Below are 24851 nucleotides of genomic sequence, written 5' to 3' on the forward strand. Positions count from 1 at the left end.
GATGCTGAACACTAAACTGACTTCCCTTGCCGGCGTCATTGCCGCATCCCTGGCCCTTGGTGGCTGCGCCAACAACCCGCTGGCCGGCGGCTCCATCAGCACCGGCTCGTCCGATGCCACCGCGGTTAGCGGCGCAGCCGGCGGCGGCACCAGCGCTGGCGCCAATGCCACCCTCGAACGCTGCCCCGCCCCGCTGGGCACGCTGGCAGTCGACGATGGCCGCGGCAAGGAATGGTTCGCCAGCTTTGGCGCCGCCACCAAAGTCACCACCATCGAACCGCTGATCCGCCTGGCGGTGCAGCAGTCCAACTGCTTCGTGATCACCTCGATCGGCAACGCCCGCACCGAAAGCAAGCTGTCGGCGATCACCGACAAGCAGCGCAACTCGGGCGAGTTCCGGGCCGGCTCCAAGCAGCAGAAAGGCCAGCGCGTCGCCGCCGACTACTACATGGAACCGTCGATCATCATCGACAACTCCTCCACCGGCCGCATGGCCGGCGCCCTGGGCGGCCGCCTGGGCGCAGGTGGCGCGCTCCTCGCCGCCGGTCTCGAGAGCAAGGTTTCGGTGGTCACCATGACCATCTTCGACATCCGCTCGGGCGTGCAGCTGGCCATCTCCGAAGGCAACGCCACCGCCACCAACTTCGGTGCGGCCCTCGGCGGCTTCGGCCCTGGCGCCGCTGCCGGCCTGGGTGGTTTCTCCCAGACCCCGGAAGGCAAGGCCACCGTCGCCGCCTTCACCGACGCCTACAACAAGATGGTCGTCGCCCTGCGCAACTACAAGGCCCAGGACGTCAAGGGCGGCCTCGGCCGGGGCGGTCAGCTCAAGGTGAACTAACCTGAACCCGGCGCCAGACGGAACATCGTTCCAGTAAAAAAGCCCTGCCACTTCGGCAGGGCTTTCTTGCCATCAGGCGATCACTTGCCCAGCATGGCCACCAGGCCGGACAGCGCCTGGCCGAGGTCCACGTCGCCCTCGGGCACCTGGCCGTTCGGGGTCAGTTGATCGACCACCTGGGGCAACACGTTGGCGATGTGGCCGGCCACCTGTTCGGTCGGGATGCCCAGCTGGGCCGCCAGATCGCCCAGCTCACCGCCGCGGAAGACCTGACCGATCTGATCTGCGCTAACCGGAAGATTCTGGCCAGTGCCCACCCACGACGCCGCCTGCTCACCCAGACCGGCCTGGCCAAGCCGCTCCAGCAACCCGCCAAGGCCACCTTGGCCGTTGTTCTGGAGCAGACTCATCACCAGTTGCAGCAGGGCAGCCTGACCACCACCGCCTTGCTGGCCGCCGCCAGCCAGCGACCCCAGAACCTGACCTGCCAGTTGATCGAGCAAACCCATCGTGAAGCTCCTTCTTTGAGTGTTGTTTCGGGAAACCCTGCCGGCCCGCCGCAGCGGGAAATTGTGGCAGCGGCGTAACACTTTACGCGCTCCCTGCTACCCGGGTGTAAGGCTTTGTGGAATGGAGATGCAAGCGTGACAAACCGCAAACCACGCACCGGGAAGGGTAAAATCCGGGCTTTGGCTTTCAAGCAGCTCACACCATGACTCAGGACGAACTCAAGCAACAGGCGGCGCTGCGTGCTCTCGATTACATCGTCGAAGGCAGCATCGTCGGCGTCGGCACCGGCTCCACGGCCAACTTCTTCATCGATGGCCTGGCCACGATGAAAGACCGCATCGTCGGCGCCGTGGCCTCGTCCGAAGCCTCGGCCAAGCGCCTTGCCGCCCACGGCATCCGCCTGTTCGATCTGAACGACGTGGACCAGATGCCGGTGTACGTTGACGGCGCCGACGAGATCGACGCCTCCCTCGCGATGATCAAGGGCGGTGGCGGCGCGCTCACCCGCGAGAAGATCGTCGCGGCGGTGGCCGACAAGTTCATCTGCATCTGCGACGCCACCAAACGGGTCGAATGCCTCGGCCGCTTTCCGCTGCCCGTCGAGGTGATCCCGATGGCCCGCGCCCAGGTCGCCCGCCAGCTCGCGGCGCTGGGCGGCCGTCCGGTGCTGCGCGAAGGCTTCGTCACCGACAACGGCAACATCATCATCGACGTGCATGGCCTTCAGATCGCCGATCCGGTAGCCTTCGAGACCACCGTTGACGGTATCGTGGGCGTTGTCACCAACGGCTTGTTCGCCCGTCGCGGCGCCGATGTGCTGCTACTCGCCACGGCCGGCGGGGTCGTCACCTACGAACGCACTTGAAACAAAAACGTCATGAACCGCTGTTAATCTGCTGCGCTTACCAGCCTTAGGATTTTCAATGAACGAGCACACCTCCAAGAAGTTCGATTCCGAACTGGAAGGAATCCGCAACCGGGTTCTCCAGATGGGCGGGATGGTCGAGTTGCAGATCGTGAAGGCGATGGAAGGGCTTTCCGACGGCGATCCGCTGCTGATCGATCAGGTCATCGAAAACGACAACCGGGTCAATCTGCTCGAGATCGAGCTCGACGAAGCCTGCAACCAGGTCATTGCCAAGCGCCAGCCCACCGCAGTCGACCTGCGCATGGTGAGCACCGTCCAGAAGACCATCACCGATCTGGAGCGGATCGGCGACGAGGCGAAGAAGATCGCCAAGACGGCCAAGCAGCTGCACAGCAACGGCTCGCCCTTCATGCCGCAGATCCGCCTCGGCCACATCGCCGACGCGGTGGTGGACATGCTGCGCACCGCGCTGGATGCCTACGCCCGCCTCGACACCGTGGCTGCCGCCCAGGTGGTGCGTCACGACAAGGAGGTGGATGCCGAGTTCAAGGGCATCATGCGCCAGCTCATCACCTACATGATGGAAGACCCGCGCACGATCTCCCAGGCCATCGAGCTGATGTTCGTCGCCAAGTCGGTCGAGCGCATCGGCGACCACGCCAAGAACATCGCCGAGTACGTGGTGTACATGGTCAAGGGCCGCGACGTGCGCCACACCAGCCTCGAGGAAATCGAGCGGGAAGCCACGCGCTGATCCACCTGGCCGTCGGTCAGTCAGTCGGGGGACGGTTTACCGTCCCCCGATTCATTTTGTATCGCAGATTTCATCGGGCATGCGACTTGCTCCACCGTCGGGGTCATCCACCCGACTGTTAGAATCGGTGTTTCAGCCGATCTCCGAACGCCACTGCCATCATGCCGCTCAAGTTCGAACTCCTGCAGGCCGACGAACACTCCCGCTACCTGCTCCGCGGAAAGACCGACATCCTCTACAACCTGCGCAGCCTCGTGCAGAAGCGGGCGATGATCAGTGCCTTCATCGACGCCAGCGCCGATTCCTTCCTCACCGCCATCCTGGACGTCAATCCTGACAACGACACGCTGATCCTCGACGCCGCCAGCAGCGACGTGATCAACAACCGCGTGGATGGTACCGAGCAGCTGATCTGCGTCACCCAACTCGACAAGATCAAGATTCAGTTTGCCGCGAACAGGCCCGTGCGCATCAACCACGAAGGCCACACCGCCTTCCGCATCGCGCTCCCCGAGGTGCTGCTGCGCCTGCAACGCCGCGAGTACTACCGGCTGATCGCCAGCAACCCCCACAGCCTCAGCTGCCTGATCCCCGTGAGCAGCGGCGGCGAGAAGCGCATGGTGTCGATGGAGGCCACCGTGCTCGACATCAGCAGCGGCGGGCTGGCGATCCTCCTGCCGCCCAACGAGCCGACCCTGGAGCCGGAAACCATCCTGAACGACTGCCGCCTGATGCTCCCCGAGACGGGCCCGATCGTCACCTCGCTGCGGGTCCGCAACATCTTCCGCATCACCAACCGCGACGGCAGCACCATGCTCCGCGCCGGCTGCGAGTTCACCGACCTCCCCGCCAGCATGGCCTCGACGATCCAGCGCTACATCCTCAAGGCCGAACGGGAACGCAACGCCCGCGAACGCATCCGCTGAGTCCCGCGGTCACGCACAAAGACAAAAGCCGGCTTTCGCCGGCTTTTGTCTTTAAATCCTGAGCTGCCGTCACACCGACATGTTCATGATGTCCTGATAGGCGGTGACGAGCTTGTTGCGCACCTGCACCATCTGCTGGAACGACAGGTTGGCTTTTTGCAGATTGACCATCACGTCCTGCAGATTGACGTTCGGATCGCCCGCCGAGAAGCCCTTGGACATTTCCTGGGCCTGCATCTGGGCGGAACTCACCTGGTCGATGGCGGTTTGAAGCACCTGACCGAAATCGGTCTCGCCGGCAGCCTGGGCCGATTGGGCGGACTTGCCCGACGCCACCTGCGAGGTGGCGCGAAGCTCCGACAACATCTGATCGATTCCGCGGGTATCCATGATCCTGCTCCTTTGACTCGACTATAGCAGAGCAAGTGACGTGCCACAGAGCACAAGGTGCGCGTCAGCCGCTGAAAAGCCCCTCTTCCCGGTACTGCTGGAGCTTGTAGCGGAGGGTGCGCTCGGAGATGCCAAGCTGCGCCACGGCTCGCTTTCGCGACCCACCGACCTCTTTCAGCACCTGCAGGATGTGCTCGCGCTCCAGATCCTTCATGTTGGCCGGGCGGGCGGCCTCGCGGGCTTCGGCTGCGGCATCGACGGCAGAAATTGCCGGATCCACGGCAAACGGTGCCGGCATCGTCGCCGGCGGCGGCACCACCATCCGCACCGGTTCGCCGTTCCAGTGGGGCAGGCACAGGCGGATGGTCTCGCCCGACACGGCCTGACCGCTGCTGAGGATCAGCGCCCGCTGGACGGTGTTTTCCAGCTCGCGCACGTTGCCCGGCCAGTGATAGGTGAGCAGCACCTCCTCGGCCTCGGGCGACAGGCGCCCCACGCGCTTGAGACGCACGCCATGGAGCAGCGCGAAATGCCGGGCCAGGGGCACGATGTCGCCGGGCCGCTCGCGCAGCGACGGGATCGCCAGCGGGAACACGTTGAGGCGGTAGAACAGATCCTCGCGGAAACGGCCGGCGGCCACTTCCTTGCTCATGTCGCGGTTGGTGGTGGCCAGCACGCGGATGTCGAGCGGAATCGCCTTCTTGCCGCCCACCCGCTCCACCTCGCGCTCCTGCAGCACGCGCAGCAGCTTGGCCTGCAGGCCCAGGGGCATCTCGGAGATTTCGTCCAGCAGCAGCGTGCCGCCTTCGGCCTGTTCGAACTTGCCGGCCTGGCTGCTGGTGGCGCCGGTGAAGGCGCCCTTCTCGTGGCCGAAGAGCGTGGCTTCGAGCAAGCTATCGGGGATCGCCGCGCAGTTGATGGCCACGAAGGGGCCGCTGCGGCGGGAGGAGTGTTCGTGCAGGTAGCGGGCAAAGACTTCCTTGCCGGTGCCGGATTCGCCGTTGAGGAGCACCGTGGCGTCGGTCTCAGCCACCTTGTCGGCCAGGGCCAGCAGCTTGCGGGTGTGGGGGTCGGCGGCAATCATGTCGTCGTCGCGCCGGGTGACCGCGTAGCGCTCGACGTGTTCGAGCAGCACCTTGGGCTCGAAGGGCTTCATCAGGAAGTCGCAGGCGCCGCCGCGCATGGCGTCCACGGCCTTCTCGACGTCGCCAAAGGCGGTCATGAGCAGCACCGGCAGCTGGGGCAGGCGCTGGCGCAGCTCGGCCAGCAGCTGCAGGCCGTCCATCGGCTGCATCTTCAGGTCGGACAGGACCAGGTTGAACGCCTGTCTTTCCACCTCGGACAGGGCCGCCGGGCCGTCGCCCACGCCGGTCACCGCGTGGCCGGCGACCTCGAGGGTCAGGCACACGGCGTCGCGCAGGGGCGCATCGTCTTCGACTACCAGGATGTTGAGGGCTTCGGGCATGGGACGTCTCTCTAAAACTGGGTGCAACTGGGCGAGCCGGGCGTCAGCCGCCCATGGCGAGGGTCAGCGAAAAAACCGTTCCACGACCGGGTTCGGAATCGATGCCGATGTCTCCCCCGTGGGCCCGGGCAACGCCCCGCGCTATCGCCAGGCCCAATCCTGTTCCGTCGGGCCGGGTGGTAAAGAACGGCTCGAAGAGCCGCGACTGTAGTGCCGGATCAATTCCGCGGCCGTTGTCGGCCACCGTGAAACGGGCCATGGCGCCGTCCAGCCGGGCCTGAAAGCGGATCACGCCGCCGGCGTCCAGCGCCTGGACGGCGTTCTCGAGCAGGTTGGTGAGGGCGCCGGCAATCGCCTTGCGGTCGCCCACCACCAGGGTGTCGCCGCAGGCGCAGGCGGATTCGAGGGTCAGCCCCTTGGCGCGGGCCAGGGGTTCGAGGGTGTGGGTGAGCTCGGCCACCAGATCGCAGATGCCGAAGGGCTCGCGGCCGAGGGTCTCGCCGCGGGCAAACAGCAGCATGTCGCGGATCAGCTTTTCCAGATGGCGCAGGCGCTCCATCGCCCGATTGCCGATGCGCTCCCGGTCGGCGGGGCCCATTTCCTGCTGGACGAGGTTGGCGGTGTAGAGCAGCGCGGCCGACAGCGGCGTGCGCAGCTGGTGGGCCAGCCCGGCGACCATCTCGCCCATCGCGGCGAGGCGCTCGTTGCGCTCGGCGGCCAGGCGCATCCGGTGGGCATCGGTCACGTCGGTGAGGAGCACGATGTGGCCTTCGCCGGATTCAAGCGCGGCGTCGTCGCGGGTCAGGCGGCGGGTCTCGGTGCCGGCGCCGAGTTGCCATTCGCCCGGGGTTTCGGTGGGCGCCAGGCGGGCGGCAGAAAACGCCGCCCAGTCGACGCCGGCCAGCGGCGCCTCGAACATCGCTTCGACGGCCCGGTTGGCCTGCACCACGCGGCCGTCCCGGTCGAGCACGACGACGCCTGCCGGCAGCGCGCCCATCAGCACGCTGAGACGTTCGGTCAACTGACCGACCTGCGTCTGCAGGCCGGCGTAGGCACCGGTCAGGGCCTCCGACGCCTCGCTGAACTGGCGAAAGGCTTCGGCCAGCTGGCGGGCGTCGAGACGGTCTTCGGTGGCGGGCAGATTCATGAAGGGCATGGGGCGAAATTCACCGGTTCGCAGCTTAGGCCCGTCGGCGGCAAGACAAGCCGGCAAATAGGCGGCAAAAACTGCTGCTAATCCTGCCCTTGATCGGATTGCGCCTCGCCGAGAATGCGAGCATCCGTAAGAGGGGAATGTTTCCATGGCAGCAGAAGACGCCGCCGTCGCTCCACCGCCGCCCGCCTCACCTTTCAATCAGGTGCTGGAGAACATCCGCAATCTGTCGCAGCGCCAGAAGCTCGCCGCGGGCGCCGCCTTGGCCTTCGCCATTGCGCTGGTCGTCGGCGTGCTCCTGTGGAGCCGGCAGCCGGACTACGCCGTGCTGTTCTCCAATCTCGCCGAGAAGGACGGGGGCGCCGTCGTGGCCAGCCTCCAGCAGCAGAACATCCCCTACAAGTTCTCCGACAACGGCAACGCGATCCTCGTCCCCGCCGCCAACGTGCACGACCTGCGCCTGCGCCTGGCCGCCCAGGGCATCCCCAAGGGCGGGCTGGTGGGCTTCGAGCTGATGGAGAACCAGAAGCTCGGGCTGTCGCAGTTCCACGAACAGGTTAACTACCAGCGCGCTCTCGAAGGCGAGTTGTCGCGCACCATCTCCGCCATCGCCAGCGTGGCCGGCGCCCGGGTGCATCTGGCCATCCCCAAGCAGACCGCCTTCCTGCGTGACGAGCAGAAACCCACCGCCTCGGTGATGGTGAACCTCCACACCGGCCGCGCCCTCGACCCGGGCCAGATCGCCGGCATCGTGCACCTCATCGCGTCCAGCGTGCCCCAGCTCACCAACGAAAACGTGAGCGTGATCGACCAGGACGGCACCCTGCTCACCAAGAAGCCGGACCCGCTGCGCACCAACCTCGACGCCACCCAGATCAAATACACCCGCGAACTGGAAGAGGGCTACATCGAGCGCATCAACGCCATCCTCACGCCGCTGTTCGGCAAGGGCAACTTCCGCGCCCAGGTGTCGGCCGACGTGGACTTCAACGTCACCGAGCAGACCGCGGAAACGTACCGCCCCAACCCGTCGCCTGAGCAGGCCATCCGCAGCCAGCAGAGCAACGAGAGCACCACCCGCGAGCAGGCCGCCCAGGGCGTGCCGGGCGCGCTCACGAACCAGCCGCCGGTGCCGGCCACCGCGCCGCTCACCACCCCGCCGGTCGGCGGTGCCGCCGGCCCCAACCAGCAGCCGCCCCTGAGCACCACCAAGAGCGCCACCATCAACTACGAGGTGGACAAGACCATCCAGCACACCCGCAAGGCACTGGGCCAGATCCGCCGGCTGTCGGTGGCGGTGGCCCTCAACCAGAAGGAAGAGAAGGACAAGAACGGCGTCGCCAAGCCGGTTCCGCTCACCGACGAAGAGCGCAAGCGCGTCGAGGATCTGGTGCGCGACGCGGTGGGCTACAGCAAGGACCGCGGCGACACCATCAGCGTGGCCAGCAGCCCCTTCGTGACCTCGGACAAGGACCAGCTCGAGACGCCGATCTGGAAGGACCCGGACAACGTCGCGCTGTTCAAGGAGCTCATCAAGTATCTGGTCATCGCCGGGGTGATCGCCTTCGTGGCCTTTGGCGTGATCCGCCCGCTCCTGAAGCAGGTCATGCCGCAGCCGGAAACCAAGGAAGAAGAAGCCGCCGCCGAGGCCGCTGCCGCCGGCGAGGAGGGCGAAGAGGGCGAGGAAGGCGAAGAGGAAGGTGCCCAAGTGGCCCTGTCGCCCGAAGCCGCCGCGCGCCTCGCCTATGAGGAAAAGCTCGCCAAGGCCCTGGCCCTGGCCAAGGACAACCCGCGGATGGTTGCCAACCTGATCAAGGAATGGATGGGAAGCAATGAGCAGCAACGATGAAGGGCTGGAAAAGAGCGCCCTGCTCCTGCTGACGCTCGGCGCCGACGAGGCCGCCGAAGTGCTGAAGCTGCTCGGCCCGAAGGAAGTCCAGAAGCTGGGCGCGTCGATGGCCGCCATGACGGCCCAGCCACGGGAACGGGTCGAGGGCATCCTCGACGAGCTGATCGTCTTCTCCGACAAGGGCTCGCCCATCGAGGCCGACCACGAGCACATCAAGGCCATGCTCACCAAGGCCCTCGGCGACGAGCGCGCCAACCACCTGATCGGCCGCGTGCTGCAGGGCTCCGACACCGCCGGCATCGAAAGCCTGAAGTGGATGGACGCCGCCACCGCCGCCGACCTGATCAAGAACGAACACCCGCAGATCATCGCGACGATCCTGGTGCACCTGGAGTTCGACCAGGCCGGCGAGATCCTCAAACACTTCACCGATCGCCTGCGTAACGACGTGCTGCTGCGCATCGCCACCCTCGACGGCGTGCAGCCGGTGGCCCTGCGCGAACTCAACGAAGCCCTCACCCGCATGCTGGCCGGCGCCACCACGGTCAAGAAGACCGCCATGGGCGGCGTGCGCCACGCGGCGGACATCCTCAACTTCGTCGGCTCGGCCGCCGAGACGGCGATCCTCGACAACGTGCGCGAGTACGACCCGGACCTCGCCCAGAAGATCCTCGACGAGATGTTCGTCTTCGAGAACCTCATGGATCTCGACGACCGGGGCATCCAGACCCTGCTGCGCGAAGTCCAGAGCGACTCGCTGGTCATCGCCCTCAAAGGTGCGCCGCCCGAGATGCGCGAGAAGATCTTCAAGAACATGTCCCAGCGCGCCGCCGAGATGCTCCGCGAGGATCTGGAATCCCGCGGCCCGGTGCGCCTGTCCGAGGTCGAGGCCGAGCAGAAGGAAATCCTCAAGACGGCCCGCCGTCTGGCCGAGGAAGGCCAGATCGCGCTGTCCAGCGGAGGCGGCGACGATGCCTTCGTGTAAAGGCGGAGCGCTGCGATGAGCCCGACCCAGGCATCCGGCGCCTACCGGCGCTGGCAGCTGCCGTCCTTCGACGAGCCGCTGATGCCGGCGCCCGTGGACGACGCCCCTGCCCTCGCCGCCGAACCCGAGCCCGAACCGCTACCGCCCGAACCCGTCTTCGAGGCGCCCGTCGAGCTCGAGCCCGAGATTCCGATCCCCGAACCGCACATCCACCTGCCCACCGCCGACGAGATCGAGCGCATCCACGAGGAAGCCCGCAAGGAAGGCTACGACGCCGGCTACGAGGAGGCCACGGCCCGCGGCCGGATGGAGGCGATGCAGCTCCACGGCCTGGTGCAGAGCCTCGAGAACGCCATGACCAGCCTCGACCAGGAAGTGGCCGACGAGATTCTCGCCGTCGCCATCGAGGTGGCCCGCCAGATGGTGCGCCACAGCCTGGCCCACAACCCCGAATCCGTCGCCGAACTGATCCGCGAGGCCCTGCTGCAGCTACCCCAGGCCCACGCCATGGTGCATCTCAACCCCGAAGACCTGGCGATGGTCCGCGACTACCTGGGCGAGCAGCTCACCCACGGCGGCCACCGGCTGGTGGAAGACGCCAGCATCGCCCGTGGCGGCGCGCGCATCGAAGCCGCCGGCAGCCAGATCGACGCCACCCTGCAGACCCGCTGGCGCCGCATCATGGACAACCTGGGCCGCAATGTCCTGTGGGATGGGGACGGCAGCTGATGGACCACGGCACCGAAACCTGGCGCGCCTACCTCGCCGACAGCCGCAAGCTGGTGGGCGCCACCGCCCCTTATCAGCTGTCCGGCCGCCTCACGCGCATCAACGGGCTGGTGATGGAAGCCTCCGGGCTCAAGCTGCCGCTGGGCTCCGGCTGCCGCATCGTGATCCCGGGCGGCGCCTCGGTGGAGGCCGAAGTGGTGGGCTTTCACGGAGAAAAAATCTTCCTGATGCCCACCGACGACGTGTTCGGTCTGGCGCCCGGCGCCCAGGTGCTGCCCGTCGAGCCAACCCAGCCGCCGCTCATCGCCGGCGAACGCATCGAACCGCGCCGCCGCGCCTCCGACCGGGCCAAGCACCTGCCGATGGGCGACGAGCTCCTCGGCCGCGTGGTCGACGGCGCCGGCCGCCCGCTGGACGGCCTCGGCCCGCTGGCGGTGCGCCACAGCCGCTCGCTCCAGGCGCGGCCGATCAACCCGCTGCAGCGCGCGCCCATCAGCCAGTCGCTGGATGTCGGCATCCGCGCCATCAACGGCCTGCTCACCGTCGGCCGCGGCCAGCGGATGGGCCTGTTTGCCGGCTCCGGCGTGGGTAAATCGGTGCTCATCGGCATGATGGCCCGCTACACCGCCGCCGACGTGATCGTCGTCGGGCTGATCGGCGAACGGGGCCGCGAAGTGAAGGAGTTCATCGAGCACAACCTGGGCCCCGAGGGCCTGGCCCGCTCGGCGGTGATCGCCGCCCCGGCCGACTGCAGCCCGCTGATGCGCCTGCAGGGCGCCTCCTACGCCACCACGGTGGCCGAGTACTTCCGCGACCAGGGCAAGCAGGTGCTGCTGATCATGGATTCCCTCACCCGCTACGCCATGGCCCAGCGCGAGATTGCGCTCGCCATCGGCGAACCGCCGGTCACCCGCGGCTACCCGCCATCGGTGTTCGCCCGCCTGCCGGCGCTCGTCGAACGGGCCGGCAACGGGCCGGAAGGCGGCGGTTCGATCACCGCCTTCTACACCGTGCTCGCCGAGGGCGACGACCAGCAGGATCCGATCGCCGACTCCGCCCGAGCGATCCTCGACGGCCACATCGTGCTGTCCCGCAACCTCGCCGACCAGGGCCACTACCCGGCCATCGACATCGAACAGTCGATCTCCCGGGCCATGCACAACCTCGTCAAGAGCCAGCACTTCGACATGGTGCGGCGCTTCAAGCAGCTGTTCTCCCGTTACCAGCGCTCCCGCGACCTGATCGCCGTGGGTGCCTATCACGCCGGCTCCGACCCGGTGCTCGACCAAGCCGTGGCCATGTATCCACGGCTCGAAGCCTTCCTGCAGCAACGCATCGAAGAGTGCGAACCCTACGAATCCGCCGTTGAAAAGCTCCACGCCCTTTTCGGAGCCACGCCATGAGCAGCCTTCACACCCCCCGGCGCCCGAAAGGTGATGTCACCCCGCCCCTAAAGATTCCCGTCCCCTGCCCGATAACGCCGAAGGAACGTGAAGATGACTGAGCGGTTCCCGCTGCAAACCCTGCTGGATCTGGCGAACAGCCGCATGGACGACGCCGCGCGCAAGCTCGGCGAGCTCATTGCAAGCGAACACGCCGTGGAGGAAAAACTCGCCCTGCTGGTGGACTATCGCAAGGAATACCAGGCCCGCTTCGTTGAAGCGGCCCGCAACGGCATCGGCCCCGACGCCTGGCGCAACTTCAGCGCCTTCCTCGGCAAGCTCGATGACGCGATCGCCCAGCAGCAGCGCCTTGTCTCCGACTCCCGGCAGCGCACCGAGCAGGGCCAGCAAGCCTGGGTGGATCAACGCAACAAGGTAAAGGCCTTCGACACCCTGTCGCACCGCCACCAGAGCGAGCAGGCCCGCAAGGAAGCCAAGCAGGAACAACGGCTCACCGACGAACACGCCGCCAAGCAATTCCGCGATCGCCCCGAAGAGGAGTGATCCGCCCGGGCGCAGCCCTGGCACGTGGCTTGCTGGGTAACGTGGGTCAGCATCCTCACCAGGACTCAACATCATGCCCGGACCGGCCCTGAACCCGATCGCCAACACTGCGCCCGTCGCCTCCGTCAAAACCGCCACCGGCACGCGCCCCGACGCGTCCGCCGACGCCGGCAAGACGGAAGCGCCCGAGCAGGGTTTCGCCTCCGAACTGAAACGCCAGATGCGCGGCGAATCCAGCCCCGACGAGGCCGCCTCCAGCGACGCCAGGGCCGCCGCCGCGAGCGACAAGGCCGCCAAGCCCACCGAAGACGCAGCCCTGGCCCAGGCACCCACTGCACCGGCCGACCTCTCCGCGCTGCTGGCCGGCGCCGCTGCCGCAGCCAACGCCATCCCGACGCCGCTGCCCCGCACCACCACCGGCGTCACGCCGGAATCCGCCAAGGGCGCCATCGACACTACCGCGGGCCTCAGCGTGGATGGCGGCGAGGCCGGCAAGCTCAGCCAAGGGCTGACCGATCTGGCGGCCGACGCGGCAAATCTTGCCGGCCACCATGCCGCGCCTGCCGGTCAGGATGCCGCCCCCACCACCAAGACACCGCCAGCCGACCTCGCCGGCACCGACGCAATCACCAGCAGCCGCCACGGCCCCGAAACCGGCGCCGATGTGGCCGCCGCCCCCACCAACAACTTCGCGGCGATCCACGCAGCGGCCCTGGCCAACCTGCGGGGCGAAAGCGCCCAGCCGGTCGCGAGCCCGGTGCCCCTGCACGTCGCCACCCCGGCCGGCGCGCCCGGCTGGCCCGAAGAAGTGGGCAACCGGGTGAGCTGGATGGTCGGCCAGTCGGAAAGCCATGCCGAGCTCACCCTCACCCCGCCCCAGCTGGGCAAGGTGGAGGTGTCGATCACCATCAGCGGCGACCAGACCACTGCGCAGATCGTCGCCGCCACGCCGGCCGCCCGCGACCTGATCGAACAGAGCCTGCCCCGCCTGCGTGAGGTGCTGGAGCAGAGCGGCATCAACCTGGGCCAGACCGACGTGGGCACCTCGGGCCAGCCCGGCGGCTCCGGAGAAGGCCGGCGCGGCGGGCAGTTCAACCCCTCGCGCGGCACCAACGAGATCGGCGTCAGCACCGCCGCCGCCAGCCCCTGGCTGCGGCGCGCAGAAGGATTGGTGGATACGTTCGCCTGAATCGCCACAAATGACGGGGGCTTTGGCCCCTATTCGAGGCTTGCCGGGCGGACGTGATGGATAACAATGCATTGAGATAAGGAGAAATCCAGCATGTCGAAAGCACCGGCCAAAGCCGAAGCCGCCGAAGGCGAAGCCCCTGCCAAGGGGGGCAAGAAGAAGCTCATCATCATCATCGTTGCCGTCCTGATCCTGGCGATCGCGGGCGGCGCTGCCTTCATGCTGCTGGGCAAGAAGAAGCACGCCGAAGGCGAGGAAGAGGAAGAGCCGGTATCCCACGAGCCGCCGAAGGTGAAGGTGGACCCGTCCAAGCCGCCGGTCTTCGTGCAGCTCGAGCAGTTCACGGTCAACCTGTCCCCCGAAGAGGGCGACCACTTCCTGCAGGCCACGATGGTGCTGCGGGTGTCCGACGCCAAGGTGGGCGACTCGCTCAAGCTCTACATGCCCGAGCTGAAGCACCGGGTCATCATGCTGCTGTCGTCCAAGAAACCGTCCGACCTCGCCACCACCGAGGGCCGCGAGGAGCTCGCCGACGAGGTGAAGGAAGAGGCCAACGACGTGCTGGGCTACGCGCCCAACCCCAAGAAGAAGAACAAGCGCAGCCGCCCCGAGGATGACGGCCCCGTGCTGGCCGTGCTGTTCAACCAGTTCATCGTGCAGTAAGCAGGAACAACCACCATGGCTCAGGACTTTCTCTCCCAGGAAGAGGTTGACGCCCTGCTCAAGGGCGTCACCGGGGAGTCCGACGAGCAGGACACCGGCGAAGAGGGCGGAGACGGCATACGCCCGTACAACCTCGCCACGCAGGAGCGCATCGTCCGTGGGCGCATGCCCACGATGGAGCTCATCAACGAGCGCTTCGCCCGCTACCTGCGGATCGGGCTGTTCAACTACATGCACCGCAACGTCGAGGTCTCGGTCGGCCCGATCAAGGTGCAGAAGTTCAGCGAGTTCGTCCGCAACCTGGTGGTGCCGACCAACCTCAACCTGTTCACGTCCAAGCCGCTGCGGGGCACCGCGCTGATCGTGCTCGACCCGAACCTGGTGTTCCTGGTGGTGGATAACCTGTTCGGCGGCGACGGGCGTTTTCATACGCGCGTCGAAGGCCGCGACTTCACCCTCACCGAGCAGCGCATCATCCAGGGTCTGCTGAAGGTCACCTTCGAGGAATACGCCAAGGCCTGGTCGCCGGTGCAGAAGCTCGAATTCGAGTACGTCCGCTCGGAGATGAACCCCCAGTTCGCCAACATCGCCACCCCCGCCGAGGTGGTGGTGGCGGCGTCGTTCACGCTGGAGTTCGGCGGCGCCCAGGCGGAGATGCACTTCTGTTTCCCGTACTCGATGCTCGAGCCGATCCGCGAGACGCTCTATTCGACGATGCAGAGCGACCACATCACCCAGGACAACCGCTGGGTGAGCATGATGGGCAAGCAGCTGCAGAGCGCCGAAGTCACGCTGGTGGCCCGGCTGGGCAACGCCAAGGTCACCCTGGGCGACATCGTCAACATGAAGCCCGGCGACGTGATCCCCCTCAACATCCCCGAAACCATCCAGGCTGAAGTGGACGGCATCCCGTTCATGGAATGCCGCTACGGCGTCCAGCGCGGCCAGTACGCGCTGAAGATCGAGCGCTTCCTCGCCCAGGAAGAAGATACCCCGGCCCCCAGCCAGGAGTGAGCCATGTCAGAAACCGATACCCCCGACGACAACCAGATCAGCGACGACGACTGGGCCGCTGCAATGCAGGAGCAGGCCGCCGCCGAGGGCCTCACCGACCCGGCGGAGCCCGCCCTCGGCGAGGAATCCCCCTTCCAGGCCAAGCCCGCCAGCCAGCTCTTCCCGGATTTCGGCCAGGCCGGCGCCAAGAGCGGCTCGATCAACGACTACGACATGATCCTGGACATCCCGGTGCAGCTCACCGTGGAACTGGGACGCACCAAGATCGCCATCCGCAACCTGCTGCAGCTGGCCCACGGCTCGGTGGTCGAGCTCGACGGGCTCGCTGGCGAACCGATGGACGTGCTCGTCAATGGCACCCTGATCGCCCAGGGCGAGGTGGTGGTCGTGAATGACAAATTCGGCATCCGCCTCACCGACATCATCACGCCCGCCGAGCGCATCCGCAAACTGCGCTCCTGATCCCCGCCCCACAAAAGCTCTCGGCCCCGCGGCGCAACACCGCGGGGCCGAACTGCATTCAGGATCTGGCGGACGTCACACCGCCCCGGTCCGCCCCCTCATCAGCACCGAACTCGCCGGGCGGCGGTCGGGCGCATTGGCCCGATGGAGCAGCCAGCGCTCGCCGAGAATCTTGAGGGCCCGCTGACGCTTCTCCTCGTAGCCGGACGACGCCGCGCCCGGCACCCCTCCGTCCGTCACGCCAGCCGCGAGCTGGCTGTCACGATGCCACAGCAACATGATCGCACCTCCACTCTGTTGGATCTGCAGTCTTCCCGAGCCGCCCGGCAAGAATCGGGCGCTCCGTGCGTTTTGAGTATAGGCGCCCGGCGCAGTTCAGCAGGCAAAAGCCGAAAGCATGAAAAAGTGCCGTTTTGCCCGCCTAATCGGCCCATGCCGCGCCGCGAGCCGGGGCTATTCTCCCCTCCAGGCTCCCCCCGGAATGCCCCGGATTCCTCCCCCAATCGCCATGCGCCACTTCCTGCCCGCAGCCGGCCTGCTGCTCCTCTCCGGCCCCGTCCTGCCTGCCGACGGCAGCGCCGACGTGACGGGCAGCGTCGTGCAGATGCTGCTGGGCCTCGCCCTCATCATCGGCCTCCTGATCGGCAGCCTGCACCTGCTCAAGCGCCTCGGCGCGGGTCAGGTCGGCAAGGCCGGGCTGCTGAAGGTGCGCGGCGCCACCGCCGTCGGCCCGCGGGAGCGCGTGGTGCTGGTTGAAGTGGCCGACAAGGTGCTGGTGCTGGGTGTATCCCCCGGCCGGATCACCCCGCTGCACACCCTCGATGCCATCGACCTGCCCACCGCCCCCGGCGACACCCCGTCGCCCGCCACCAGCGGCGCCGACTTCCAGGCCTGGCTCAAACAGACGCTGGAGCGTCGCCCCCGATGAAAGCCTTCACTGCCCTGCGCCGCGTGGCGCCGCTCATCCCGCCCCTGCTCCTGGCGCTGCCCCTGCCGGCGCTGGCCCAGGCCATGCCGGCCCTCACCACCGCGCCCGCCGGCGGTGGCGGCACCGAGTACAGCCTGTCGGTGCAGACCCTGCTGCTGCTCACCTCCCTGAGCTTCCTGCCGGCCATCGTGCTGATGATGACCAGCTTCACCCGGATCATCATCGTGATGTCGCTGCTGCGCCACGCGATGGGCACCCAGACCTCGCCCCCCAACCAGGTGATCGTCGGCCTGTCGCTGTTCCTCACCTTCTTCATCATGGCGCCGGTGGCCGACAAGGTTTACACCGAGGCCTGGCAGCCGCTATCGGAAAACCGCATCACCTTCAACGAAGCCCTCGACCGGGCCACCGTGCCGGTCAAGGCCTTCATGCTCAAGCAGATCCGCGAGCCCGACCTCAACCTCTTCTCCAAGCTCGCCAAGACGCCCCGCGTCGAGAAGGCCGAGGAGCTGCCGATGCGCGTGGTGATCCCCGCCTTCGTCACCTCCGAGCTCAAGACCGCCTTCCAGATCGGCTTCATCGTGTTCATCCCCTTCCTCATCATCGACATGGTGGTCGCCTCGGTGCTGATGTCGATGGGGATGATGATGATGAGCCCGGCCATCGTCGCCCTGCCGTTCAAGATCATGCTCTTCGTGCTGGTGGATGGCTGGAACCTGCTGATCGGCTCGCTGGTGCAGAGCTTCGGATAGCCGCCGGAAGGATCCCGCCATGACTCCCACCACCGTCATCGACCTCGGCCGCCAGGCCCTCGAACTCACCCTGCTCGTCTCCGCGCCGCTGTTCATCGCCGCGCTGGTCACCGGGCTGGTGGTGTCGATCTTCCAGGCCGCCACCCAGATCAACGAACAGACCCTGTCCTTCGTGCCCAAGCTCATCGCCACCTTCATCACCCTGGTGGTGGCCGGGCCGTGGATGATCACGATGATGACCGACTTCATCCGCCGCCTGTTCGAGAACATCCCCGCGATGATCGGGTAGCCCGATGCTGTCGGTCACCAGCGCCCAGCTCGACGCCTGGCTCGCGATGCTCGCCTTCCCGCTCGCCCGCATCCTCGGGCTGGTGGGGATGGCGCCGGTGTTCTCCAACAACGGCATTCCGCGGCGGATCAAGCTGATGGTGGGGCTGGCGATCACCATCGGCATCGTCCCGGCCCTGCCGCCGCCCCCGACGATCCCCCTCGGCTCGTGGGACGGCCTGCTCATCATTGCGCTCGAAACCATGACCGGCGTGGCGATGGGCCTCGTGCTGCGGGTCGTGTTCGCCTCCCTCGACGTGATGGGCGAGATCGTCAGCCTGCAGATGGGCCTGTCCTTCGCCACCTTCTTCGACCCCGTGGCCGGTGGCCAGACCGGGGTCGTCGGCGAGTTCCTGATCCTCATGGCCACGCTCATCTTCCTCGCCCTCAATGGCCACCTGCTGTTGGTCGACGCCCTCGCCCACAGCTTCGAGTGGATGCCGATCAGCGCCACCCCGCCCCACAAGGGCGGCTGGCTGCTGCTGGCGCGCTTTGGCGCCACGGTGTTCTCGGCCGGCCTGCTGATAGCCCTGCCGATCGTCACCGCGCTGCTCATCACCAACATCGCGCTGGGCATCCTGACCCGCGCCGCGCCGCAGCTCAACCTGTTCGCCATCGGCTTCCCGATCACCCTGACGGTGGGTTTCGGCGTGCTGATCCTGGCCCTCAATCACCTGGCCCCGCTGCTCCAGCACTTCTACGACGTCGGCTTCGGAACCATGGCCGACCTGGTCCGCGCCCTGCGCTGAAACCCCATGCCACCGCCCGCCACACCACCCCTCGACCCCGCCCACGCCGGCTTCACCGCCCTCTTCCGCTTCCTGCCCGAAATGGTCGCCCTCGCCACCCTGGAAGACGACCGGCTCATCGACGTCAACGACAACTGGACCGCCGCCCTCGGTTACGCGCGCGAAGATAGCGTCGGCCACAGCTGCAGCGACCTGGGCATCTGGCACGACCCCGACGATCTGCACCAGATCCGCGCCGAACTGCTGGCCGGCCACACTGTGGTGGACCGCCCGGTAGTCCTCCTCACCAAAGCCCGCACGCCCGTCGAAACCCTGCTCCGCGCCCGTACGCTGGACATCGACGGGCAGACCTGCATCCTCGCGGTATGCCAGGACATCACCCCCCGGCGGCGCCTCGAGAAAGCCCGGCAGGAGGCCGCCGAAGCCCAGCGCATCTCCGAGGTGATGTTCTCGACCGCCTTTCACTCCAGCCCCGAGGCGATCACCCTCAGCCGCCTCCGCGACGGCAAGCTGCTGGCCGTCAATCCCGCCTTCGTCACCCTCACCGGCTGGGAGCGGGATACATCCCTCGGCACCACCGCCTACGCCCTCGGCCTGTGGCCTTACCCGGAAGAACGGGTCGCCATCGTCGAGCTGCTCCAGGAGCACGCCGTGCTGCGGGATTTCCAGTGCACCCTTGGCACCGCCGACGGCAGCCACCGGGATTGCCTGGTCAATGCCTCAACTGTCGACATCGCCGGCCAGACCTGCCTGATCTGCATCATCCGCGACGTGACCGACCAGAAGGCCGCCGTCGCCAACCTCCACGACAGCCAGAACAAGTTCTCCACCATCTTCAACTCGGCGCCCTTCGCCCTCGCCCTCACCCGCATCAGCGACCGCACCTACCTCGACGCCAACCCGGCCTGGGAGCGCCTGTTCGACTGCCCCCGCGACGAGATCATCAACCGCACCAGCGGCGAGCTCGGCTGCTGGCTCGACCCCGCCGACTACGACGACCTCTACGGCTGCTTCGCCACCAGCGACGTGGTCGGGCAGCGGGAAGTCCGCCTGCGCCCCATCGGCCGTCCGGGCATCGCCAACTGCCTCGTCTCGGCCCGGCGACTGCGGGTTCGTGACGAGGACTGCGCCCTGTGGTCGATGGTGGACATCTCCGAACTACGCCGCGTCCAGGCCCACATCGAGGATCTCAACCAGAGCCTCGAACTGCGCGTCGCCGAACGCACCGCCGAACTCACCAAAGCCCTCGGCATCCTGCATCAGACGCAGGAAGAGCTCGTCCGCAGCGAGAAGATGGCGGCCCTCGGCTCCCTGGTCGCCGGCATCGCCCACGAACTCAACACGCCCATCGGCAACAGCGTCACCGTCGCCTCGACCCTCGCCGCCCGCACCGACGACCTGATCACCGCCTACAGCACCGGCAAGCTGCGCCGCACCGATTTCGACCGCTTCACCCAGGGTACCCGGCAGGCCGTCGATCTGCTGATGCGCAGCCTGCTGCGGGCCGAGGAACTCGTGCGCAGCTTCAAGCAGGTGGCGGTGGATCAGACCAGCGAACAGCGCCGGCGCTTCGAGCTGAACGAAGTGCTGCGCGAGATGGCCATCACCATCAGCCCCATGTTCAAGCACGGGGATTTCACCCTCGACGTGCTCGAGACGGCGCCCTTCACCCTAGACAGCTACCCCGGCCCCCTCGGGCAGATCTTCACCAACCTCGTCACCAACGCCCTGCTTCACGCCTTCGAAGGTCTCCCCCGGGGAAGCATCACGGTCGCCCCGCGGGTGATGGACGAAGACAGCGTCCAGATTGAGTTTGCCGACGACGGCCGTGGCATCCCGCTCGCCGACCAGCGACGCATCTTCGACCCCTTCTTCACCACCCGCCTCGGGCGCGGTGGAACCGGTCTCGGATTGCATATCGTCTACAATCTGGTCACCCAGGTGCTGGGGGGGCGCATCACCGTGCACAGCTCGCCCGGCAACGGAACACGTTTTGTCCTCGCCCTGCCGCGCACGGCGCCCACCCGCGGCGAGGGTCAGACTGCCGCCGACGCAGCCGCAAGCCCCGGCCCGGGACTCAACTTCGACGACCTCGGGCCGATAATCTGACGCTGGCCGCCGGGAGCGGCGGCCTACCGGGAGAACTCATGGCCATTGCCATCGTCGATGACACGCCGCTCAATCTCACACTGATCCAGGCCCTCGTCCGCAAGCTCACGCCACCGGGCACCGAGATCGTCACCTTCAGCTCGCCGCTGGAAGGTCTCCAGTGGTGCGGCAGCCACGAGCCCGACCTGGTCATCGTCGACTACATGATGCCGGACCTCAACGGCATCGAGTTCATCGAGACCGTCCGCAAGCTCTACCCGGCCGACACCGTCCCGATCCTGATGGTCACCGCGGCCCACGAGAAGGAAGTGCGCTACGAAAGCCTCGCGGCCGGCGCCAACGACTTCCTCACCAAGCCCATCGACCGCCACGAGTTCGACCCCCGGGTGCGCACCATGTTGTCGCTGCGTGCCAGCCACCAGCGCATGCGCACCTGGAACGACGACCTGCAGGCCGCCGTGATCCTGAAAACCGCCGAGATCGTCACCCGCGAACAGGAAACCATCACCCGCCTGGCCCGCGCCGCCGAGTTCCGCGACCCGGAAACCGGCGCCCACATCCTGCGCATGGCCCACTACTCGCAGATCATCGCCCGCGATCTGGGGCTCGATGCCGAAACCTGCGAACGCATCCTCACCGCCGCCCCGATGCACGACATCGGCAAGGTGGGCACCCCCGACAACATCCTGCTCAAGCCCGGCCGGCTCACCCCCGAAGAGATGGTGATCATGCGCCAGCACCCGCGCATCGGCCACGACATCCTCAAGGGCTCGTCGTCACCGATGATCCAGATGGCCGCCGAGATCGCCCTCACCCACCACGAGAAATACGACGGCAGCGGCTACCCCGACGGGCTCTCCGGCGACGCCATCCCGCTGGTCGGCCGCATCGTCGCCGTGGCCGATGTCTTCGACGCACTCACCTCGCCGCGTCCCTACAAGCCGGCCTGGGAGCTGGACACCGCCTTCAACTTCATCCGCGAAGGCCGCGGCAGCCACTTCGACCCGGCCTGCGTCGACAGCTTCCTGGACCTGATCCCGGAAGTACTGGAAATCCGCGAGCGGTTCAAAGACGAATGAAAGACGCCCTCCACCGCCTGGCGCAAGGCGCTGGGCTGCACACCCTCGGACAGCAGCTCACTGCCCTGTTCGCCCTCCTGCTCACGCTGTCCCTTGGCGCCTACGCGATCTACCTGGGCAACGAGCAGGTCGAATTCATCGAGCGGCTCGAACGCCAGCACGCTGACGAACTGACCCACGCCCTCGCCTCGGCTCTCGAACCCCACCTGGCCAGCGGCAACATCGCCAGCGCCACCGGCCACCTGCTCAAACTCGAATACAACCCCCACATCCGCCGCGCCACGGTCACCGACCGTCAAGGCGTGCCGCTCACCAGCGTCGGCCGGAGCGCAGGCGGTGCGCCGATCGCCGTCGAGCCCATCGAAGGCGTCCCCGTCCTCGTCCCGGACAGCGCCCGCCGGGCCTCCCAGGGGAATACCGGCAACGGCTCCACGCACTTCGTCGCCTGGGCCGGCATTGGTGCGGCAGCCCCCCTCGGCTGGCTGCGCATCGAGGTCGCCCCGGCGGCCGGCGACAACCTCCAGCACATCATCATCGACAGCCTGATCGCCGCGATCGTCACCCTCGTCGTCGGCACCCTCGTCATCCGCCAGTTCCTGCGCCCGCCCCTGCGCAGCCTCGCCCGCGCCACCCGCTTTGCCGAAACCCTCGAGACGAGCCACGGCAAGACCCTCGACGAAGACAGCCCGATCGCCGAGCTGCGCCAGCTGGTGGACGCCCTCAACCAGACCTCCGTACGCCTGCACGAAGGCCAGTCGGCCCTGGCCGCCAGCGAATCGCGCAACCGGGCCATCACCGAAGCCTCCCTCGACAGCATCGTCACCATCGGCGAAGACGGCCTCATCCTCGAATACAACCCGGCCGCCGAGCGCACCTTCGGCATTCCTGCCCACGAGGCCATCGGGCAGCGCGCCGTGGCCCTGCTCTTCCCCGAGCGTGTCCGCGACGCCCAGACCCAGGCCCTCCTCGACCTGCTGGCCGACACCCAGGCCGACACCCAGGCCGGCACCCTCGCCCAGCGTACCGAGGCCATCGCCGTCCGGCACACCGGCAGCGGCCCGGTCGAATTCCCCGCCGAGGTCGCCCTGGTCGCCGTCCACAGCGCCGGTCGCCGGCTGATCACCGCCTACGTGCGCGACATCGGCGAGCGCAAGGCCGCCGAAGCCGCCATGCGTCAGGCCAGGGACGTCGCCGAGGCCACCAGCCGCTCCAAGAGCGACTTCCTCGCCAACATGAGCCACGAGATCCGCACGCCGATGAACGCCATCATCGGCATGACCGAGCTCACCCTCGACACGCCCCTCGACAACGAGCAGCGGGAATACCTCAGCCTCGTCAAGACCTCCGCCAACTCCCTGCTCGGCATCATCAACGACATCCTCGACTTCTCGAAGATCGAGGCCGGCAAGCTCGATTTCGAGCACATCGACTTCAGCCTGCGCGACTGCGTCGCCCTCGCCGTGCGCACCCTCCAGCAGCGGGCCGACGAGAAGAACCTGCGCATCACCGCCCAGGTGGCCCCGACGGTGCCCGACAACCTGATCGGCGATCCCCATCGCCTGCGTCAGGTACTGATCAACCTCATCTCCAACGGCATCAAGTTCACCGAGCACGGCGAAGTTCGCCTCCTGGTCGAACCGGGCACCGAAGCCGGCAACGGCGACCCGGGCAAGGTCGAGCTCGCCTTCAACGTGCACGACACCGGGGTCGGCATCCCGCCAGAAAAACAGAGCCTGATCTTCGAAGCCTTCTCCCAGGCCGACTCCTCCACCACCCGCCGCTACGGCGGCACCGGGCTGGGGCTCACCATCAGCGCCCAGCTCGTCCGGGCCATGGGCGGGCGGATCGGCGTCACCAGCACTCCGGGCGAAGGCAGCACCTTCCGCTTCACCGCCCGCTTCGAAGCCGGCCACGCCACGCCGGTGCTGGACGAACAAGCCCACCTCGAAGGCCTGCCGGTTCTCGTCGCGGTGGACAGCAGCACCGAACGGGCAACCCTCGTCGAGCTGCTTGGCCAGTGGCGGATGAAGCCCGTCACCGTATCCGACGCCAGCGGCGCCCTGCGCGAACAGGCCCGCGCCACCGCCGAGAACAAACCCTTCAAGGTGGTGCTGATCAGCACCCAGCTCCCGGACATCGAAGGCTTCGACCTAGCCGAAGCCATCCTCTCCGCCGCCGCGCCGCCCCCGTGCATCGTCATGCTGGCCGGCGAAGGCCGCCGGGGCGACGGCGCCCGCTGCCGCGAGATGGGCATCTCCGCCTACCTGCCGATGCCGATCATGGCGTCCGACCTCCTCAACGCCATCCTGCTGTCGGTGGAGCCGATCGACGACAACACCGGCAACAGCAGCAGCGCCGACCGCTCGCCCCTCATCACCCGCCACAGCCTGCGCGAGCAGAAGCGCCAGCTGCGCATCCTGCTGGCCGAAGACAACGTGGTGAATCAGACCCTCGCCCTGCGCCTGCTGGGCAAGCTCGGCCATCAGGCCGACGTGGCCAACAACGGCAAGGAAGCGCTGGAGCTCCACGCCCGCAACCGCTACGACCTGGTGCTGATGGACGTGCAGATGCCCATCATGGGCGGATTCGACGCGACCGCGCAGATACGCCAACGCGAAGCCGCCGGCGCCACCCACACCCCCATCGTGGCGATGACCGCCCACGCCATGAAGGGCGACCGGGAGCGCTGCCTCGCCGCCGGCATGGACGGCTACCTCTCCAAGCCGGTGCACGCCCCGGACCTGGTCGAGGTGCTCATCCAGCACACCGGACGGGGCGACCCGGCGCCGCCGCCGCCCAGCGAACCCACCAGCATCAGCGGCCCGGTGTTCGAACGTCAGAAAGTGCTGTTCAACCTCGGCGGTGACGAAGAACTGCTGGAACAGCTCATCGGGATGTTCATCGAGGACGAGCCTCGGTTGTTTGCCGACATTGAGGCCGCGGTGGTCGAGGGCGACGCGGAAGCCCTGCACAACGCGGCCCACGCCCTCAAGGGTGCGGTGTCAAACTTCTGTGCCGGCCGGGCCCAGACAGGGGCCGCACAGCTCGAACGCATCGGCCGCGAAAAGCGCATGGCCGACGCACCCCAGGCCCTCGAAGCCCTGCGCGCCGAGCTTGCTGCCCTGCGCGAAGCCTTCGCCGCCGCCTGAGCCCCCGGCCGGGGGCC

At 67.3% G+C, this 24851-nt stretch carries 25 protein-coding genes; 20 read left to right on the top strand and 5 right to left on the bottom strand.

Features of this window, described 5'->3' with window-relative positions:
• Position 1: 1 nt before the first annotated feature.
• A complete protein-coding gene (locus tag GH681_RS15660; protein WP_153162432.1) occupies positions 2-838 on the top strand; it encodes a hypothetical protein in 837 nt (278 codons plus the stop codon).
• A gap of 80 nt (positions 839-918) precedes the next feature.
• Here GH681_RS15660 and GH681_RS15665 read toward each other — a convergent pair whose 3' ends face one another.
• Positions 919-1347, bottom strand: a complete 429-nt coding sequence (locus tag GH681_RS15665) for a YidB family protein (RefSeq protein ID WP_153162433.1) — start codon at positions 1345-1347, stop codon at positions 919-921.
• Positions 1348-1550: 203 nt separating this feature from the next.
• On the opposite strand from GH681_RS15665, the gene rpiA reads away from it, so the two are divergent.
• The 3 genes from rpiA (at position 1551) to GH681_RS15680 (ending at position 3896) form a co-directional block, all read left to right on the top strand.
• Complete coding sequence (gene rpiA / locus GH681_RS15670) at positions 1551-2213, top strand: ribose-5-phosphate isomerase RpiA (RefSeq protein ID WP_153162434.1); 663 nt, start codon at positions 1551-1553, stop codon at positions 2211-2213.
• A gap of 58 nt (positions 2214-2271) precedes the next feature.
• Positions 2272-2970, top strand: a complete 699-nt coding sequence (phoU, locus tag GH681_RS15675) for a phosphate signaling complex protein PhoU (RefSeq protein WP_153162435.1) — start codon at positions 2272-2274, stop codon at positions 2968-2970.
• Positions 2971-3131: 161 nt separating this feature from the next.
• Positions 3132-3896: a flagellar brake protein gene (locus GH681_RS15680; protein WP_153162436.1), complete on the top strand. Its 765-nt coding sequence runs from the start codon at positions 3132-3134 to the stop codon at positions 3894-3896.
• Between the two features lie 69 nt (positions 3897-3965).
• Here GH681_RS15680 and fliE read toward each other — a convergent pair whose 3' ends face one another.
• The 3 genes from fliE to GH681_RS15695 form a co-directional block, all read right to left on the bottom strand.
• Positions 3966-4286 (bottom strand): flagellar hook-basal body complex protein FliE, encoded by a 321-nt coding sequence (fliE, locus tag GH681_RS15685; RefSeq protein WP_153162437.1) that lies wholly within the window; start codon positions 4284-4286, stop codon positions 3966-3968.
• Between the two features lie 64 nt (positions 4287-4350).
• A complete protein-coding gene (locus GH681_RS15690; protein ID WP_153162438.1) occupies positions 4351-5751 on the bottom strand; it encodes a sigma-54 dependent transcriptional regulator in 1401 nt (466 codons plus the stop codon).
• 43 nt (positions 5752-5794) lie between these two features.
• Entirely contained in the window at positions 5795-6907 is a 1113-nt protein-coding gene (locus GH681_RS15695; RefSeq protein ID WP_194271253.1) for a PAS domain-containing sensor histidine kinase, read from the bottom strand.
• A gap of 145 nt (positions 6908-7052) precedes the next feature.
• Here GH681_RS15695 and fliF point away from each other — a divergent pair, with 145 nt between their 5' ends.
• The 9 genes from fliF (at position 7053) to fliN (ending at position 15741) form a co-directional block, all read left to right on the top strand.
• Complete coding sequence (gene fliF / locus GH681_RS15700; protein WP_153162439.1) at positions 7053-8753, top strand: flagellar basal-body MS-ring/collar protein FliF; 1701 nt, start codon at positions 7053-7055, stop codon at positions 8751-8753.
• Positions 8737-9738, top strand: coding sequence for a flagellar motor switch protein FliG (gene fliG / locus GH681_RS15705; protein WP_153162440.1), 1002 nt, complete (start codon positions 8737-8739; stop codon positions 9736-9738). The genes fliF and fliG overlap by 17 nt, the downstream gene beginning before the upstream one ends.
• Positions 9739-9753: 15 nt before the next feature.
• Complete coding sequence (locus tag GH681_RS15710; RefSeq protein WP_153162441.1) at positions 9754-10467, top strand: flagellar assembly protein FliH; 714 nt, start codon at positions 9754-9756, stop codon at positions 10465-10467.
• Positions 10467-11870: a flagellar protein export ATPase FliI gene (fliI, locus tag GH681_RS15715; RefSeq protein WP_153162442.1), complete on the top strand. Its 1404-nt coding sequence runs from the start codon at positions 10467-10469 to the stop codon at positions 11868-11870. Before GH681_RS15710 ends, fliI begins: the two co-directional genes overlap by 1 nt.
• 93 nt (positions 11871-11963) lie before the next feature.
• On the top strand, positions 11964-12413 hold the full coding sequence (gene fliJ / locus GH681_RS15720; RefSeq protein WP_153162443.1) for a flagellar export protein FliJ: 450 nt from the start codon (positions 11964-11966) through the stop codon (positions 12411-12413).
• 73 nt (positions 12414-12486) lie between these two features.
• Positions 12487-13602, top strand: a complete 1116-nt coding sequence (locus GH681_RS15725) for a flagellar hook-length control protein FliK (protein ID WP_153162444.1) — start codon at positions 12487-12489, stop codon at positions 13600-13602.
• A 93-nt stretch (positions 13603-13695) separates the two neighbouring features.
• Complete coding sequence (gene fliL / locus GH681_RS15730) at positions 13696-14265, top strand: flagellar basal body-associated protein FliL (RefSeq protein ID WP_153162445.1); 570 nt, start codon at positions 13696-13698, stop codon at positions 14263-14265.
• Positions 14266-14280: 15 nt separating this feature from the next.
• On the top strand, positions 14281-15279 hold the full coding sequence (fliM, locus tag GH681_RS15735) for a flagellar motor switch protein FliM (RefSeq protein WP_153162446.1): 999 nt from the start codon (positions 14281-14283) through the stop codon (positions 15277-15279).
• Between the two features lie 3 nt (positions 15280-15282).
• Positions 15283-15741, top strand: coding sequence for a flagellar motor switch protein FliN (gene fliN, locus GH681_RS15740; protein WP_153162447.1), 459 nt, complete (start codon positions 15283-15285; stop codon positions 15739-15741).
• A 75-nt stretch (positions 15742-15816) separates the two neighbouring features.
• Here the strand turns inward: fliN and GH681_RS15745 are convergent, their stop codons facing one another.
• Positions 15817-16020, bottom strand: a complete 204-nt coding sequence (locus GH681_RS15745; protein ID WP_153162448.1) for a hypothetical protein — start codon at positions 16018-16020, stop codon at positions 15817-15819.
• A 202-nt stretch (positions 16021-16222) separates the two neighbouring features.
• On the opposite strand from GH681_RS15745, the gene fliO reads away from it, so the two are divergent.
• Genes fliO through GH681_RS15780 form a run of 7 tightly spaced genes read left to right on the top strand, consistent with a single transcriptional unit; the run spans position 16223 to position 24834 of the window.
• On the top strand, positions 16223-16669 hold the full coding sequence (fliO, locus tag GH681_RS15750) for a flagellar biosynthetic protein FliO (protein ID WP_228111930.1): 447 nt from the start codon (positions 16223-16225) through the stop codon (positions 16667-16669).
• Positions 16666-17421, top strand: a complete 756-nt coding sequence (gene fliP / locus GH681_RS15755) for a flagellar type III secretion system pore protein FliP (protein ID WP_153162449.1) — start codon at positions 16666-16668, stop codon at positions 17419-17421. The genes fliO and fliP overlap by 4 nt, the downstream gene beginning before the upstream one ends.
• A 19-nt stretch (positions 17422-17440) precedes the next feature.
• On the top strand, positions 17441-17710 hold the full coding sequence (fliQ, locus tag GH681_RS15760) for a flagellar biosynthesis protein FliQ (protein WP_153162450.1): 270 nt from the start codon (positions 17441-17443) through the stop codon (positions 17708-17710).
• A 4-nt stretch (positions 17711-17714) separates the two neighbouring features.
• Positions 17715-18497, top strand: coding sequence for a flagellar biosynthetic protein FliR (gene fliR, locus GH681_RS15765; RefSeq protein ID WP_153162451.1), 783 nt, complete (start codon positions 17715-17717; stop codon positions 18495-18497).
• A gap of 6 nt (positions 18498-18503) precedes the next feature.
• Positions 18504-20606, top strand: a complete 2103-nt coding sequence (locus GH681_RS15770) for an ATP-binding protein (protein WP_153162452.1) — start codon at positions 18504-18506, stop codon at positions 20604-20606.
• Positions 20607-20644: 38 nt separating this feature from the next.
• Positions 20645-21685: an HD domain-containing phosphohydrolase gene (locus GH681_RS15775; RefSeq protein ID WP_153162453.1), complete on the top strand. Its 1041-nt coding sequence runs from the start codon at positions 20645-20647 to the stop codon at positions 21683-21685.
• Positions 21682-24834, top strand: a complete 3153-nt coding sequence (locus GH681_RS15780; protein ID WP_153162454.1) for a response regulator — start codon at positions 21682-21684, stop codon at positions 24832-24834. The genes GH681_RS15775 and GH681_RS15780 overlap by 4 nt, the downstream gene beginning before the upstream one ends.
• Positions 24835-24851 lie beyond the last annotated feature (17 nt).

Origin of the sequence: Zoogloea sp. 1C4 (assembly GCF_009469605.1) — a bacterium.
In the GTDB taxonomy this organism is placed as follows: Bacteria; Pseudomonadota; Gammaproteobacteria; order Burkholderiales; family Rhodocyclaceae; genus Zoogloea; species Zoogloea oryzae.